Source organism: Nonomuraea sp. NPDC050733 (assembly GCF_040654215.1).
Taxonomy (GTDB): domain Bacteria; phylum Actinomycetota; class Actinomycetes; order Streptosporangiales; family Streptosporangiaceae; genus Nonomuraea.
The window spans coordinates 16,142-31,242 of record NZ_JBFAHO010000044.1 but is presented as its reverse complement, the minus strand read 5'-3'; the positions used below and the strand labels follow the sequence as shown (position 1 = coordinate 31,242).

The 15,101-nt window shown below is 72.1% G+C and carries 15 protein-coding genes; 8 read left to right on the top strand and 7 right to left on the bottom strand.

The window, feature by feature from the left end; genetic code table 11:
• Positions 1-19: 19 nt before the first annotated feature.
• From AB0H64_RS38510 to AB0H64_RS38500, 3 genes are all read left to right on the top strand, one after another.
• On the top strand, positions 20-469 hold the full coding sequence (locus tag AB0H64_RS38510; RefSeq protein WP_357634977.1) for a DUF2690 domain-containing protein: 450 nt from the start codon (positions 20-22) through the stop codon (positions 467-469).
• Between the two features lie 103 nt (positions 470-572).
• Positions 573-1,199 carry an HAD family hydrolase gene (locus tag AB0H64_RS38505; RefSeq protein ID WP_357634974.1) on the top strand — a complete coding sequence of 209 codons (627 nt, stop codon included), beginning with the start codon at positions 573-575 and terminating at the stop codon, positions 1,197-1,199.
• An 82-nt stretch (positions 1,200-1,281) separates the two neighbouring features.
• Entirely contained in the window at positions 1,282-1,974 is a 693-nt protein-coding gene (locus AB0H64_RS38500) for a haloacid dehalogenase-like hydrolase (RefSeq protein WP_357634971.1), read from the top strand.
• A 3-nt stretch (positions 1,975-1,977) separates the two neighbouring features.
• Here the strand turns inward: AB0H64_RS38500 and AB0H64_RS38495 are convergent, their stop codons facing one another.
• Complete coding sequence (locus tag AB0H64_RS38495; protein WP_357634968.1) at positions 1,978-3,591, bottom strand: penicillin-binding transpeptidase domain-containing protein; 1,614 nt, start codon at positions 3,589-3,591, stop codon at positions 1,978-1,980.
• An 86-nt stretch (positions 3,592-3,677) separates the two neighbouring features.
• Between AB0H64_RS38495 and AB0H64_RS38490 the strand changes: the two genes are divergently transcribed.
• From AB0H64_RS38490 to AB0H64_RS38480, 3 genes are read left to right on the top strand one after another with little or no spacing between them, the layout of a single operon-like run.
• Positions 3,678-4,595 (top strand): LysR substrate-binding domain-containing protein, encoded by a 918-nt coding sequence (locus tag AB0H64_RS38490; RefSeq protein WP_357634966.1) that lies wholly within the window; start codon positions 3,678-3,680, stop codon positions 4,593-4,595.
• A complete protein-coding gene (locus tag AB0H64_RS38485; RefSeq protein WP_357634964.1) occupies positions 4,592-5,449 on the top strand; it encodes a serine hydrolase in 858 nt (285 codons plus the stop codon). The genes AB0H64_RS38490 and AB0H64_RS38485 overlap by 4 nt, the downstream gene beginning before the upstream one ends.
• Positions 5,450-5,507: 58 nt before the next feature.
• Complete coding sequence (locus tag AB0H64_RS38480; protein ID WP_357634961.1) at positions 5,508-7,496, top strand: acetoacetate--CoA ligase; 1,989 nt, start codon at positions 5,508-5,510, stop codon at positions 7,494-7,496.
• Here AB0H64_RS38480 and AB0H64_RS38475 read toward each other — a convergent pair.
• The 6 genes from AB0H64_RS38475 to AB0H64_RS38450 form a co-directional block, all read right to left on the bottom strand.
• The gene (locus tag AB0H64_RS38475) at positions 7,464-8,912 is read right to left on the bottom strand and encodes an FAD-binding oxidoreductase (RefSeq protein WP_357634958.1); all 1,449 of its coding nucleotides are present in this window, start codon (positions 8,910-8,912) and stop codon (positions 7,464-7,466) included. The genes AB0H64_RS38480 and AB0H64_RS38475 overlap by 33 nt on opposite strands.
• Before the next feature lie 150 nt (positions 8,913-9,062).
• Positions 9,063-10,559: an NADH-ubiquinone oxidoreductase-F iron-sulfur binding region domain-containing protein gene (locus AB0H64_RS38470; RefSeq protein WP_357634955.1), complete on the bottom strand. Its 1,497-nt coding sequence runs from the start codon at positions 10,557-10,559 to the stop codon at positions 9,063-9,065.
• On the bottom strand, positions 10,556-10,738 hold the full coding sequence (locus AB0H64_RS38465) for a hypothetical protein (protein WP_357634953.1): 183 nt from the start codon (positions 10,736-10,738) through the stop codon (positions 10,556-10,558). The genes AB0H64_RS38470 and AB0H64_RS38465 overlap by 4 nt, the downstream gene beginning before the upstream one ends.
• The gene (locus AB0H64_RS38460; protein ID WP_357634950.1) at positions 10,735-11,517 is read right to left on the bottom strand and encodes a hypothetical protein; all 783 of its coding nucleotides are present in this window, start codon (positions 11,515-11,517) and stop codon (positions 10,735-10,737) included. Before AB0H64_RS38460 ends, AB0H64_RS38465 begins: the two co-directional genes overlap by 4 nt.
• A 226-nt stretch (positions 11,518-11,743) precedes the next feature.
• On the bottom strand, positions 11,744-13,171 hold the full coding sequence (locus AB0H64_RS38455) for a DUF1996 domain-containing protein (protein WP_357634947.1): 1,428 nt from the start codon (positions 13,169-13,171) through the stop codon (positions 11,744-11,746).
• Positions 13,168-13,812, bottom strand: coding sequence for a DUF4142 domain-containing protein (locus AB0H64_RS38450; RefSeq protein ID WP_357634944.1), 645 nt, complete (start codon positions 13,810-13,812; stop codon positions 13,168-13,170). The genes AB0H64_RS38455 and AB0H64_RS38450 overlap by 4 nt, the downstream gene beginning before the upstream one ends.
• 117 nt (positions 13,813-13,929) lie before the next feature.
• Here AB0H64_RS38450 and AB0H64_RS38445 point away from each other — a divergent pair, with 117 nt between their 5' ends.
• Positions 13,930-14,475, top strand: a complete 546-nt coding sequence (locus AB0H64_RS38445) for a sigma-70 family RNA polymerase sigma factor (RefSeq protein ID WP_357634941.1) — start codon at positions 13,930-13,932, stop codon at positions 14,473-14,475.
• Complete coding sequence (locus AB0H64_RS38440) at positions 14,475-14,672, top strand: zf-HC2 domain-containing protein (RefSeq protein WP_357634939.1); 198 nt, start codon at positions 14,475-14,477, stop codon at positions 14,670-14,672. The genes AB0H64_RS38445 and AB0H64_RS38440 overlap by 1 nt, the downstream gene beginning before the upstream one ends.
• Positions 14,673-15,101: the final 429 nt, after the last annotated feature.

Below are 15,101 nucleotides of genomic sequence, written 5' to 3'. Positions count from 1 at the left end.
ACAGAAGGAGTCGGTTCCCGTGAAGCTCCGAGCAGTGGTGACCGCGGTCGGCGCGCTGGCCACGGCCCTGATCGTGACGTCCCCCGCCCAGGCGGCCTCCGCCAGTGGGTACGACCACAAGGACCCCTACCAGACCGGATGCGGCAACTCCGCCCGCGCCGTCCGCACCGCGAACATCAACAGCCGGCTCGACGGCAAGATCGGCACGATCAAGCTCATGTACTCGTTCCGGTGCAAGACCAACTGGATCGAGATCAACACGATCACCGCCGGCTACGGTTCGATCACCGTCCGCAACGCCAAGGGCGCCGTGGACACCTTCCAGTACAAGAAGGGCAACGGCGGCCGTCACTGGGGCAACATGGTCAACGGCAACAACATCTGCGCCTGGGGCAGCGCCAGCGTGGCCTGGGGCAGCGGCATGGGCGGCCAGCGCGGCTCCGGCGCGACCGGCCAGGCCTGCAAGTAACCTCCGCCCGAACGGACAACCGCCGCGGCCCCGTGCGCCGCGGCGGTCCGTTCACCGGTCCGTTCACCGGTTTGTCGCTGGGGGCCGCTACTCTGGAGCCGCCATGACGAAGCACATCATCTGGGACTGGAACGGCACCCTCTTCCACGACATCGACGCCGTCGTCGGCGCCACTAACGAGGTCTTCAGGGCCTACGAGCTGGCCCCCCTCACGGCCGACGGCTTCCGCGCCGTCTACACCCGGCCCATCTGGCTGGCCTACGAGCGGCTGCTGGGCCGGCCGCTGACCGAGGGCGAGTGGGAGACGCTCGACACCGGCTTCCACGAGCACTATTTCCGGCTGAGCGTGGCCTGCGGCCTGGCCGAGGGCGCGCTGGCCACGCTGGCGAGCTGGACGGGCACGCAGTCGCTGTGCTCGATGGCCCCTCACTCCCACCTGGTGCCGATCGTCGAGTCGTTCGGCATCACCGGCCACTTCACCCGGGTGGACGGGCTGGTCGGGGTCACCGGCGGCGAGAAGGCCGAGCACATGGCCGCCCACATCGAGGCGCTCGACGTCGAGCCCGGCCAGGTGCTGGTGATCGGCGACAGCGTCGACGACGGCATCGCCGCCCGCCACGTGGGGGCGCGGGCAGTCCTCTACACGGGCGGCATGACCTCGCGGGCGGATCTGGAGGCCACGGGCCTGCCGGTCGTCGACACCCTGGCCCAGGCTCTCGACCACATCTGACGGCCGCCGCGTTCGGGAGCCACGGCGGTTCCCCGGCCGTACCCTTGCAGGGTCCCCCCAGGAGGCCGCCATCAACCGCCTAGTGCTCTGGAACATCGACCTGACCCTGGTCGACGTCGCCATCGTCACCCGTGACGCCTACGCCGAGGCGTTCCGCGCCGTGACCGGCCGCCCGCTCGTCAAGCTCGCCCCGGCGCTGGGCCGCCCCGACTCCGAGATCGTCTTCGAGACCCTCGCCGTCAACGGCTTCGTGGCCGAGGACGCCCACCTGCCCAAGTTCCTCGCGGCGCTGGCCACGGCCTTCGCCGACCGGCGCGGCCGGCTGCCGAAGGAGGGCAGGGCGATGCCCGGGGCCAAGGACGCGCTCAAGGCCGTGGCCCGGCTCGACGGCGTGGTCCAGTCCGTGCTGACCGGCACGATCAAGAGCAACGCTGTCCTGAAGCTGAAGGCGTTCGGCCTGGACAAGCACATCGACTTCGACATCGGCGGCTACGGCGAGGAGGCCTACCCGAAGGCGACGCTGCTCCAGGTCGCGCAGGGGCGGGCCAGGCAGCGGCTCGGCACGCCGTTCACGGCCGCCAACACGGTGGTCATCGGCGACTCGGCGCGTGACGTCCAGGCCGCCCGGATCGGCGGAGCGGCGATGATCGCGGTGGCCTCGGGCCGCTCGACCACGGCCGAGCTGCGCGAGGCCGGGGCCGACATCGTGCTGCCCGACCTGTCCGACGCCGCCGAGGTGGTGGCCGCCGTCGCCCGCGTCACCACCCCGGCCTGACGCTCAGGCGAGCGCCTTGAGGAAGCGGGCCGCGACCGGGGCGGCGACGGCCGACCCCGCTCCGGCGCCCTCCACGATCACCGCGAACGCCAGGTCGCCGCGGTAGCCGACGAACCACGAGTGCGCGGGCGGCTCCTTCCCCGAGCCGTACTCCGCCGTGCCGGTCTTGCCGGCGGTGCCCTCCGGGAAGCTGACGTCGTGCGCCGTGCCGTCGGTCACGACGGCCGGCATGAGGTCGCGCAGCGCCCGCACCACGTTCTTCTCCAGGGGACGGGGCCGGAGCGTGTGGTCCGGCATCCGTTCCTCCGGCACCAGCCGGGGCGGCCACCAGGCGCCGGCGGCGACGGCCGCGGCGACGGAGGCCATGTTCAGCGGGCTGGCCAGCACCCGGCCCTGCCCGATGGCGGCGGAGGCGAGGTCCGTGTCGTCCTTCGGCGCCGGGAACTCCGCCTTCACGGCCGGCACGCCCGGCGTGATCGCCGCGCCGAACCCGAAGTCGGCGGCCACCTTGGCGAGCCGGTCGGCGCCGAGCCGGTCCACCGTCATCGCGCCGAAGGTGGTGTTGCACGAGTGGGCGAAGGCGTCGCGGAAGGGCAGGGTGCCGTAGTCCTTGAAGCCGGCGTTGTGGAAGGGGAAGCCGCCGATGTTCTGCTCGGCGGGGCATTTCACCTGCGCGTCGGGCTTCGCGCCGTCCGCGACCAGCGCGGAGGCGGTGACGACCTTGAACGTCGAGCCGGGCGGGTACTTGCCGAGCAGCGCCCGGTTGAAGCCGCCGGGCTTGTTGACCACCGCCAGGATCTCGCCGGTGGAGGGCCGCAGCGCCACCAGCGAGGCGGGCTTGTCCACCCCCTCCAGCGCGGCGGCCCCCGCCCGGTGCACCTTCAGGTCGATCGTCGTCTTCAGCGGCACCTTGCCGCCGGCCGCGACGAGCGTCTCGACCGGCCGGTCCCCCTCGTACAGCTCGATCGTGGTCTCCTTGTAGGGGGCGAACCAGTCCGGGTAGGTCTGCTTGAGACCCTCGACGAGCTGCTGCACCGAGCCGGGCGTGTCCGGGGTGTCGATGCGCCGGCCGTCGGCGGCTTGGACGTGCGCCGGCTCGCCCGGCCGGGTGACCGCCCGCAGCGACCTGCCCTTCCCGACGAGCCGGTGGTGGAGGGTGGCCGGGGTCCAGGCGACCTTCCACCTGCCGTCGCGCTCGACCAGCTTCAGCTTGCCGTCGTAGTTCCAGTCCCTCGCCCCCAGGATCTTGGCCTGGAAGGACACGGTGTCGTCGTCCCCCACGGTCTGGGCGAAGACCCCGTTCGGGATGGGGCGGTAGAAGGAGGCGTGCATGGCCTTGAGGTCGGTGAGGAAGCGCCGGTGCCACTGCTCGAAGTCGGCGGGCGGGTCGGCGACGAGCTCGCGCATCGTGGCGTAGCTCTGCGCCGTCCACGCGTCCAGGTAGTCGTCGGCGGTCTGCTCGGGCGTGCCCTCCGTGCGCAGGACCCAGAGCGTGCCGCCGGCCGCGAGGGCCGGGACGAGCAGCGCCGCGGCGACCCATCGCCACCTGCGCCGCCTGCGCGGGCGTGGGCCCTCCTCTCTGAGATGGGCGTAGATTGTCCCCGTTGGTGGTGCCATGAGGCGAGAAGACCAGAATGGCCTGCGCCCTGTCCAATACTGGTATGGGCGAAGAAGTCATATGAATCCCGATATAGTTGCTGCTCATGGACCTCGTCCGGCACCTTCGCTACTTCATCGTGGTAGCGGAGGAACTCCACTTCGGCAACGCCGCGATCCGGCTCGGCATGGCACAGCCGCCGCTCAGCCAGCGGATCAAGCGCCTGGAGGAGGAGCTCGGCGTGCGGCTGTTCGACCGCTCCGCCCGGCAGGTCCGGCTCACCGAGCCCGGCCGGCTGCTGCTCGGCGAGGCCCGCGAGATCGTCTCCCGGGTCGACCGGCTGCGTGAGCTGGCCCGCCACGGCCAGGGCGCCGTGCTGCGCGTCGGCGTCCCGCCCGACCTCGCGCCCGCCGTGATCGCCGGGCTCGTCGCCGGCTTCCGGGAGAGCCACCCCGGGATACGGCTCGCGCCCGCCGAGATCTGGACGGCCGAGCAGGTCGCCGCGCTGGCCGAGGGCGCCATCGACGTCGGCATCGTGCGTCACCCCGTCACCGGGCCCGGCCTGCTGTTCGGCCCGGCCCTGGTGCAGCCGCAGGGCGTGCTGCTGGCCGAGGAGGACCCGCTGGCCCGGGGCGGCGAGCTGCACCTGGCCGACCTGGCCGGCCGCGAGCTGCTGATGCCGCCCCGCGAGGGCGAGCCGGGCGTCCACGCGGAGGTGCTGGCCGAGTGCCGCCGCCACGGGTACGTGCCGCCGCAGGTCCACGAGGGCGCCGGGCTGGGCCTGGTGCTCGCCGGCGCGGCCGTCGCGTTCGGGCCGCGGGCGGAGCTGCCGGGGCTGGCCTGGCGCCCGCTGCTAGGCTCGCCGATCGCCGGTCGGGTCTCCACAGCCTGGCGGGCCGAGAGCGAAGCGGTCGCCGCGTTCTCCGCGATGGCCGTACGAACCCTGAAGGAGCGCGCCGGGATGGTGGACGAGGGCGCGGCGCCCGTGCGGCGGGTCAGCCGCCGGCCGGGAGTGCTGGCATGAGCGGGCCGGACTTCGGCGACGTGTTCCGCGCGGCGGGCGTCACCGGCTGGATGCACGCGACCGACATCGACACCGGCAGGCAGGTGGGGCACGGCTCCGACGACCCGGTGCCGACGGCGTCGGTGTTCAAGGTGCCGCTGCTGGTCGCCTTCTGCCGGCAGGCCGACGCCGGGGTGCTCGACCCGGCCGCGCCGGTGACCGTGCGGGCGGACGAGCGGGTCTTCGGCCCCACGGGGGTGTCGGCCATGCTGGACGACGTCACGATGTCGCTGCGGGACCTCGCCTACCTGATGATCGCGGTCAGCGACAACACCGCCGCGGACGTGTTGTCGGCCTGGGTGGGGTTCGAGGCGGTCAACGCCATGCTGGCCGGGTTCGGGCTGACGGGCACTCAGGTCCGGCAGAAGGCGGCCGACCTCTACGCGAGCATGGCCGAGGACGCCGGCCACGCCTGGCCGTACCTCGAACTGGAGGAGATCGACCGGCTGCGCGTGCTCGACCCGCGGCGCACCAATTGCAGCACGCCGCGCGAGACGGCCGCGCTGTTCGGGCTCATCTGGCGCGACGAGGCCGCCTCTCCCTCCTCCTGCGCCTGGATGCGGGCCGTGCTCAACAAGCAGGTGTGGCCGCACCGGCTGGCCTCCGGCTTCCCGTACGACGACGTGGACGTCAGCGGCAAGACCGGCACGATGCCGACGCTGCGCAGCGAGGCGGGCGTGGTCGAGTACCCCGACGGGGGCCGGTACGCGGTGGCCGTCTTCACCCGCTCCTTCAGCCCCGCGGTCAACCAGCCGCGCGCCGACGCCGTGATCGGCACCGTCGCGCGTATGGCGGTGGACCACCTGAGGCGCTAGCTAGTTGTGTGGCGGATCGGGTATGACTTCCGGCCACACGGGCGACAGGATGGGGCACATGGTTGTTGAAGGGGCACTTCTCTGGGAGCCGACCGAAGAGATCGTCAAGCAGGCCAAGCTCACCCGGTACCTGGAGTGGCTCGGCCGGGCAGGAGCCTCTTACGAGGACATATGGCGGTGGTCCGTCGAGCGTCCGGAGGAGTTCTGGACGTCGATCTGGGACCACTTCGAGGTCGTCGGCGAGCGTGGAGACGGGCCCGTCATCTCCGGGACGATGCCGGGCGCCGAATGGTTCACCGGAAGCAGCCTCAACTACGCGGAGAACGCGCTGCGCCACTCCGGCGGCACGGCCATGGTGTTCGTCTCGGAGGACGGCGCCCGCCAGGAGATCGGCCACGAGGAGCTGCGCGAGGAGGTCGCCCGCGTCCGGGCCGGCCTGGTGCGCCTCGGCGTCGGCCGCGGCGACCGCGTCGCCGCCTACCTGCCGAACATCCCGCAGGCGCTCGTCGCCTTCCTCGCCACCGCCTCCCTCGGCGCGATCTGGTCGGCCGGCTCGCCCGACTTCGGGGTGGCGAGCATCGTCGACCGGTTCAAGCAGATCGAGCCCAAGGTGCTGATCGCGGTCGACGGCTACCGCTACAACGGCAAGGCCTACGACCGCTCGGCCGCGGTGAACGAGATCGCCGCCGCGCTGCCGTCGCTGCGCGCCACCGTGTACATCCCGTACCTGTCGGCGGCGGCCGAGGGCCTGCCGCCCCAGCAGGCCGAGCCCGCCCCCGGGCCGGCCCGGTCCCTCCCGCACGGCGAGGTGATCGGCTGGGAGGGGCTGCGCTCGGAGAGCGGCCCGCTGGAGTTCGAGCGGGTGCCGTTCGGCCACCCGCTGTGGATCCTCTACTCCAGCGGCACCACCGGCCTGCCCAAGCCCATCGTCCACGGGCACGGCGGCGTGGTGCTGGAGCACCTGAAGTCCCTCTCCTTCCACCAGGACCTCGGCGAGGGGGACGTGTTCTTCTGGTACACCACCACGGGCTGGATGATGTGGAACTACCTCATCGGCGCCCTGCTGGTGGGGGCCGTCCCGGTGCTGTACGACGGCTCGGCCACGTATCCCTCATCCGCCACCCTGTGGCGGATCGCCGCCTCGGAGGGCGTCACCTACTTCGGGGTGGGCGCGCCGTACATCATGGCCTCCCTCAAGGCGGGTCTCCACCCCGAAGGGCTGGAGCGGCTGCGCGGCGTCGGCTCGACCGGCTCGCCGCTGCCGCCGGAGGGCTTCGCCTGGGTGCACGAGGAGCTGCCGGGCGTGCCGATCGGCTCGTTCTCGGGCGGCACGGACGTGTGCACCGGCTTCGTCGGCGCCACCGTGCTGCACCCCATCCGGGCGGGCGTCATCCCGTGCCGCTCGCTGGGCGCCGCCGTGGACGCCTACGACCCCGAGGGCCGGCCGGTCGTCGGCGAGGTGGGGGAGCTGGTGCTCACCCGGCCGATGCCGTCGATGCCGGTCATGTTCTGGAACGACCCCGAGGGGGAGCGCTACCGCGAGAGCTACTTCGACGTCTACCCCGGCGTCTGGCGGCACGGCGACTGGATCAAGCTCAACGACGACGGGAGCTGCGTCATCTACGGCCGCTCCGACTCCACCCTCAACCGGGGCGGCGTCCGGATGGGCACCAGCGAGTTCTACCGGGTGGTCGAGCGGTTCGAGGACATCGCCGACAGCCTGGTCATCGACACCGGCGTGCTCGGCCAGGAGGGCAGGCTGCTCCTGTACGTGACCCTGGCCGAGGGGGCCGAGCTGACCGACGAGCTGACGCGCGCCCTGTGCGTGGCGCTGCGCGACGAGCTGTCGCCCCGGCACGTGCCCAACGAGATCCGGGCGGTCCCCGGGATCCCGCGCACCCTGTCGGGCAAGAAGCTGGAGGTGCCGGTCCGCCGGATCCTCCTCGGCACCCCCGTCGAGCAGGCCGCCAACCCCGACGCCATGGCCAACCCGGAGGTCCTGGAGCACTTCAGACTAGACCCCCTGGGGGAGCCGGAACAGGCGTGACGGGTCGTAGGCGGCCTTGACCTGGGCCAGGCGGGCGGCGTTCGCCCCGTAGTAGGCGGTACGCCAGTCCTTCAGGTCCGGGTCGATGTAGTTGACGTAGGCGTGCTCGCCGAAGTGCGGGGCCATGGCGCTCTGGATCCGGCGCAGCCAGGCGCGGTCGTTGCCCTCCTGGTAGTACTGCACCGTGTACAGCGCCGCCCGGTGGGGGAAGGCCGTCGCGTCGGGCCGTACCCGGGCGACGGCGCCGCCCATGGCGTCGATCAGCACCGAGTGCGGCCCGGGGCGGCTCACCTCGGCCACCAGCGTCCGCACCCCGTCGGGGGTGAGCGGCCGGTAGGCCAGGTGCGACTTGGCGGCGAAGGCGGCCCGGCCCAGCCGCCCGTGCGGCGAGGGGTGGCACTGGTCCACGGTCAGCGACGAGCACCCGCCCATCACCTTCATCGCCTGGAGGTACGACGTCCGGTAGACGGTGCGCGACGCCGGGCGGCCGATCCTGGCCACGACGGGGGCGAGCAGCCGGTCCAGCTCGGCCTTGCCGCCCAGGTGAATCCCGGTGATCCGCACCTCCGGCCCGCCCGGGTCGCGCGTGAGGTGCAGCGTGGACCACAGCTCGTCGGGCGCGGCGGGCGCCCACTCCTGCCAGGCCGCCAGCGCGGCGGCCGCCTTCGCCCAGGTCCAGCGCAGGAAGAACACGGTCAGGTCGCGCGTCGCGTGGGTGCGGAACGTGAACGACACGGCGACGCCGAAGTTGCCGCCGCCACCGCCCCGGCACGCCCAGAACAGGTCGGGGTGGTTGCGCTCGTCGCAGTCCAGCACCCGGCCGTCGGCCGTCACGATCCGCACGGACTCCAGCGTGTCGCAGGTCAGGCCGTACTTCCTGGACAGCACGCCGATGCCGCCGCCCAGCGCGAGCCCGCCCACCCCGACCGTGGGGCAGGTGCCCGCCGGGACGCCCACCTTGTGCCGCGCCAGCGTGGAGTACACGTCGATCAGCTTGGCCCCGGCCCCGACCGTCGCCCGGCCGCCCGCGTAGCTCACCTTGTTCATCCGGGAGACGTCCACGACCAGGCCGGTGCCGGTGGACCAGCCCGCGTAGGAGTGGCCGCCGGAGCGGGCGGTGACCGGCAGCCCGTTCGCGCGGACGAACGCCAGGCAGCGCCCGACGTCGGCCGGGCTCGCGCAGTAGGCGACGCCGCGCGGCCTGATCCGGTCGAAGACCGGGTTGAACAGACGGCGGGCCGAGCCGTAGCCGGAGTCGCCGGGCAGCACCAGCGTGCCCGACAGGCCGCGCCGCAGCTTCGCCCAGTCCGGCGCCCGGGTGTGCCCGGTGGAGAGCACGGGAGCCAGCCCGGGGGCCAGCACAGGGGCGAGCGCCGCGGCGCGAAGGAAGTGGCGGCGGTCCATGGTCAGCTCCAAGCGGTCATCGTCAGTACATCCGGTGAGATGCCGCCGTGGACGTGCGGGTTCACCACGATCTGGTGTCCCCGCGGTGGAGCCGCTCGTCCCGGGCCCACGAAGGGAGCCCGCGGGCCCGCCGGAGCCCCTCCCGGCGGGCCCGCGGGCCGCTCAGCCCGTGCGCGCCATCGACGACTCGGACAGGCGCAGCGCCAGCGCGGGGCACATGTCGACCGCGCGGCGCGCCTCCTTCGCCATCCAGCCCGGCACGGTCCTGAACGACGGGAAGCCGTACTCGTCCAGCTCCACGAACTCCGGCAGGAGGTGCGCGCACAGCCCGTGCCCCTGGCAGCGGGTCCAGTCCACGTCCAGCCGATACTCCGGCTCGACCTCCTGCTCCGGCAGCGGCAGCACGCCGAGCACCGGCCGGCCGCACGAGCCGAACTCCAGGTGCAGCGCGATGTCGCTCTCGAACGCGTCCAGCGCCGACAGCACGAACTTGGCCGTGCCGTCCGGGTGGAAGCACGCGCCCCGCCGCTCGACGGCCCGCACCGCCCTGCGCACGGCGTCGGTCGAGCCGGTCCCGTCCGCCAGCGCGAGGAGCTGCCGGGCGACGTCCGGCAGGCCCAGCCGGCACGGGCCGCACTGGCCGGCCGACTGCGCGGCCAGGTAGGCGGCCACCCGGGCCGCCTCGCCCAGCGGGCAGGTCGCCTCGCCCAGCGGCACGATGATCCCCGCGCCGAGGTCGGCGCCGGCCTGCTTCATGCCCTCGCGGGAGATGACCGCCGACACGGCCGCCTGGGGCGTCAGGAAGGCGCCGTGGTAGCCGCCCATCAGCACGCCCTCGCCCGGCTCGGCGTCGCACAGGTCGAGCACGTCGGCCAGCAGCGTGCCCGTCTGCGCCTCGATGACCACGTTGGTCGCGGCGCCGCCGCTGACCGTGAGCAGCACGGTCCCGGGCTCCTTGCTGGTGCCCACCTCGGCGTACTTCTCGGGGCCCAGCTCGGCGAGCAGGGCGAGCTGGGCGAAGGTCTCGGTGTTGGACAGCAGGGTCGGCAGGCCGTCCACGCCGCTCGTCGCGGCCCGCTTCTTGCGGCCCGGCGGGATGCCCTCCAGGCCGTTCACGGCGCGGACGAGTGCCCCACCCTCGCCGGAGATGAACCGCTCCTCGATCCCGACCACGCGGATCGGGATGTGGCTCTCGGTCGCGCCCGCGACCTTGGCGGCGCGCCGCTCGGCCACGGCGGCGGCGATGGAGGACTCGGCCACCTCGCCGCGGGCGGTGGCGACGATCACCTCGCGGGCGTTCAGCGCCTCGGCTGCCAGCACGGCGCCGTCGAGGACGAGATGGGGGGCGCGGATGAGCAGCATCGCGTCCTTCGAGCTGGCCGGCTCGCCCTCGGCGCCGTTGACCAGCACCACGCTCTCGCGGGAGCCGGCGGCGTCGGCGACGGCGCGCAGCTTGCGGCCGAAGGGGAAGGCGGCGCCGCCCCGGCCGCGCATGTCGACCTCGTTCACCTCCGCGATGAGGGTCTCCACGTCGCGGGGGGTGGGCTCGCCGTGCAGCGTGCGGTGCGCCGGCAGGTCGAGCCGCCTGGTGTGGTCCAGCCCGGCGGTCAGCCGGGCGGGGCCCAGCCGCAGCACATCCGGTGCTCGGTGCGGGATCACGACGTCTCCTGGATGGTCGTCTCCTGGGGGGCGAGGAGAGGGATCTCCTTGGTGATGCGGAGGTCCCCGGGAGCGGGGGTCTCCTGAAAGACGGGGAGTCCCGTGGGAGCGGGGGTCTCCTGCGAGCTGCGGAGTCCCGTGGGAGCGGGGGTCTCCTGGGAGGCGCGGGGCGGGATCATCCCGCCTCCCTGTACTTCCGCCGTGCGGCGGCCAGGCTGACCGGGGCGTCGACCTCCTTCGGGCGGCGAGCCGCGGGCGCGTCGGAGACCGCGGGCGTGGGCACGAGCTCAGGCCGTACCGCCGGGCGCAGGACCGTGGCCAGCACCCGGACGAGCAGTGCTGACCCGACCGCCGCCAGGCAGGCCGAGTACGACCAGGTGACCCAGGCCGCGGCGTTGCGGCCGGCGGTCAGCCCGTGCAGGATGGCCACCGGCCAGGCCAGGTAGGCGCCGCCGTGCATCGTCCGCCACATCCACGGCTTGCCCGTCACCGCGAAGCGTCCCCGGATGACGCCCGTCACCACGACCGCGATCATGAGGTTGGAGGCGAGGGCGCCGAAGCCCACCCAGACACCGGCCACGGGGATCACGGCCGCGGCCGGCGGGACGTGGCCGAGGCTGACCATGAGACCGATGTGGGTGAACATGTAACCCATGCCGATCGCGGCGGTGGCCCGGTGTGCGAGCTGGGCCCTGACGCGGTTCGACGGGGAGAGGAAGACGCGCTCGGTCGTGAGCAGGCCGAGCCCGACGGTGGCGGTCAGCAGCACCAGGGCGAAGACCCCGGCGTAGAACTCGAGGAAGCTCACCCCCTGACCGAACACGGACATGCCGCGGTCGGTCCTGGTCAGGGCGAAGACCGACAGGGCCAGCGCCATGATGGCCGCGCTCAGGCCGAGCCGGACGTTCCTGGTGTCCAGCTTGGCCGGTGCGTGCCGAGGGTGTCGTCTGTGGAGCATTCTTTCCCTCCAAGGTCAGTTGAGGGTGCGCCTCGGGAGGGTCCGGGCCGTCCTGATCTTTCGCCGCCCACCCAGATCGCCCGTCCGGTGCCCGCCGGCCCGTGACCGCCGCTCCGGCTTGCCGTCGCGCCCGGCCCGGGGAGGCGGGCTCGTGCGCGGTACGGCGGGAGGGTGGTGTCGGGTGGGCGGGGCCGGCGGGCGACCCGGTGGATGGCGCGTGATCAGGTCAGCAGCGGCGGCCCCGGTTGATGCAGTCGACCACGAAGGACATCAGCCGGTCGGGCATGACGTTGGCGAAGTCCGCGTGGTCGGTGATGGGGTTGTGCTGCTGTTCGGGGAAGGCGTCCACGGCGAACGAGGGACCCTGCGGAACGCTGTAGGAGAGGGTCATCCGCAGCTGCGGAACAGCCTTCGTACCTCCGGGGCAGGCACCGCTCTGGTCAGGGAAGACCACGTGCGTGCGGTGGTTGGCGCTGTCGGTGTTCTGCCCGTCCCAGCAACTCGGGAAGTCCAGAATACGCAGCACCTGACTACCCCGCGGGCAAAGCGGATATTTCGTGGTGATTCGGTTCTGGAAGCCGGTGCAGCTCCATGCCGCGCGGGCGTTGGCCCCGCCGTTCGTGGCCGCCTTGGCGTCACCGGTGATCAGCCGCAGGAACCGCGGCATGGCCGTCACCCGGGAGGTCGCGTTGCCGCGGAACTGGAGCGTCACCGAGCGGGCACGCAGCACCTGGCCGACGTTGCCGTCCGGGTCGTTGACGTTCACGTCCACCTTGCGGTCGCGGAGCACCGGCCAGAAGTACGTCGACTTGTCGCCGAACCGGCACGTCGTTCCCGCCGCCGAGAGGCTCTGGTCGGTCGAGAACCCGTTCGTGGACAGGTTGCCCACGTAGTCGTGCAGGTGGTGGGCGCCGTTCGACACGCCCGGCGCGACGATGAAGTTGTCCGGGTTGTTGTGCCCGTTGCGGTTGGTGCCGCACGCGGAGACGAACGTGCCGCGCGAACTGCCCCGGCCGCCACGCGGCGGGTCGATCGAGGTCTGCTGGACCTGGCGGATGTCGACGAAGTCGGTCAGGAACGGGCCCAGGTCGGCGCACTCGGCCTCGCCGCCGCCGGTGGCCGTGGGGGACGGCGTGGCGGTGGGCTGCCGGGTCGGCTGCTGCTGGTTGCCCCTGCCGCGCCGGCGGAACAGGTTGTTCGCCGACTGGCTGGGCTGGGCCGCCTGCTGGTCGTTCTGGTCCTGGCCGTTCGGGTCGGGCGCCGGGGAGAGCGCCCCGCCGCCGTCGCCCTGCTGGTCGGTGTTCTGCTGCTGGTTGTTGTTGCGCTGGTTCGTGTTCTGCTGGTTCTGGTTGTTCTGATCCTGGCCCTGGTCCTGGCCTTGGTCCTGCTGGTTCTGGTCCTGGTCGCCTTGGTCCTGCTGGCCTTGGTCCTGGTCGCCCTGGTCCTGCTGGTCCTGGTCCTGGCCGTCCGGCGCCTGCGTGGGCTGCCCCTGGCGCTGGGCCCTCGTCGTCGTCTGCTCCTGGTGGCCCTGCTCTGCGGGGTCGCAGTGGTCGGCGAGCGCCGGGCTGACGCTGAAGACGGCCGCGGACACCAGACCGCCGGCCACCATGGCCAGGGCGGACATGGCCGCGGCCATGCGTCTCGATCTACTCATGGTTGTCTCCTTGTTTCGACCGCCGCGGGGGCGGGTGGACTGGCCGAGGGGGTCGGGGGCTCGGGCAGGTCGGCGAACTCGACCAGACCGGTGGACTCCAGCAGGGTCATGTGCTTCATGACCACGTTCACCGCCTGCTGGGCGAACTTGCGCACCTCGTCGTTCCGGGTCCCGGACCGGACGCCCGCGACGACGGTGAAGACCTTCCCGTGCGCGGCGCGCAGCAGGTTGGCGAAGTCCCGGTCGAAGGCGGGGCCGTTCTCGGCCGCCAGTTGAGCCATCCAGCTCTGCTGGTCGGGGTTGGGCTGGTCGGGCAGCGGCACGCCCAGCTTGGCCGCGAGCTGGCGGGTGGCCACGTCGAGCTTGGTGTGGTCCTCCACCAGATGCATGCCGACGTCCTTGACCCGATCGGACCCCGCGCGTTCCTGCGCGTACCGTCCGACGGGTATCTCCCAGAGCCCCGCCTGCCGTACCTTGACCAGGAGGTCGCGGTCGGCCGGCCCCAGCGGGCCGGAGGGCAGCACCGTCCACTCGGCGGACACGGGCGCGGCCGACGATGGCATGACCAGGAAAATCGTCGCCACCGCGGCCACGGCGAAGCCGCCGAACATGAGGACCTCACCGCGTAGAAGCCTGTGCATGACCGGAGGTACGCGGAGCCTCCAGGACCGGTTCACTCATACCGGCGAATAGTTAGAAATGACTGGAGTTATCGGAGTGGCTACCGGACGCATAACGAAGGTGTAAAGATGTGCCCCGTGCTAAGTCACCTCGACGGCAGGTTCGAGAGTGCGGATGCCGAGGCGGAGCATCGCATCGCGGTGCTCTACCAGGAGTTCGGCGGCCCTCTGCTGCGCCACATACGCAAGTCGACCGGCAACGATCTTCAATGGGCCGAGGACGTCGTACAGGAGACGCTCGTCCGGGCCTGGCGTAACTCGGCAAGACTGCAATGGGAACCGAGTCTCATATGGGCGTGGCTGCTGACCGTGGCCCGCCGCATCGTGATCGACGGTCGCCGGCGCAAGAGCGTCCGGCCCCATGAGGTCGAACCCCCCGAAGTCGACATGTTGGCGGTCCCCGACGGGTCCGAGCGGGCGTTGTCGGCGATCGTCGTCGCCGACGCGCTGCGAAGCCTGTCGGAGGAACACCGCGAAGTCATTGAGCAGACGTATCTCCGGGACCGTACGATAAGTGAGGCGGCGGAGATACTGGGGATCCCACCGGGTACGGTGAAGTCAAGGCTGTATTACGGGATCCGCGCGCTGCGCGAGCTTCTGCGGGACAAGGGGGTAGCCGGCTGATGCACGAAGAGGTGGCCGCTTACGTCCTTGGCGTCCTCGACGAAGAGGAGCTGGAGGCGTTCGAGCGTCACCTCGACGCGTGCGCGTCGTGCCAGGAGGAGCTCAAGGAGCTGGCCACGCTCCCCGACCAGCTCGACGAGTTGAAGCACCACTCCTCCGCCTCCGAAGACGATCCCCCCATGTCGATGTCACGTTGACGTCTTCGCCCTTTTCGGGTGATATCGGTACGGCAAGGCATGCGTCCGGCCGCCCAAAGGCCGGGCGATCTGGGGGAGGTGTTCGGTGGGGCCCGTAACGGCTGCGCTCATCCTCCCGTACGGATGGGCCGGCGAAGAAGGCGGCCCGCCATCTCGCGGCGCTCCGTCGCGTCGTCACGTCAGTCCCTTCTCCAAGGCGGGCGCGCCCGCCTTGTGGGATGCTGGTGGCACCGCCTTTTCCCAGCGTGGCCTGCCGCTTCACCGCGGCGGCCCCCGCATGCGGACCGGCGCCGTGCCGGACACAGAAGGTCCGGGCACGGGCGGTCCGAAGGGCCCTCGCCGTTCGCGGGCGATGACGCGCGCGTACTACTTCCCGCCTCCGTGGGAACCAGAGGCCTGGCTATGAACATGTATGGCAAACCCTCACAA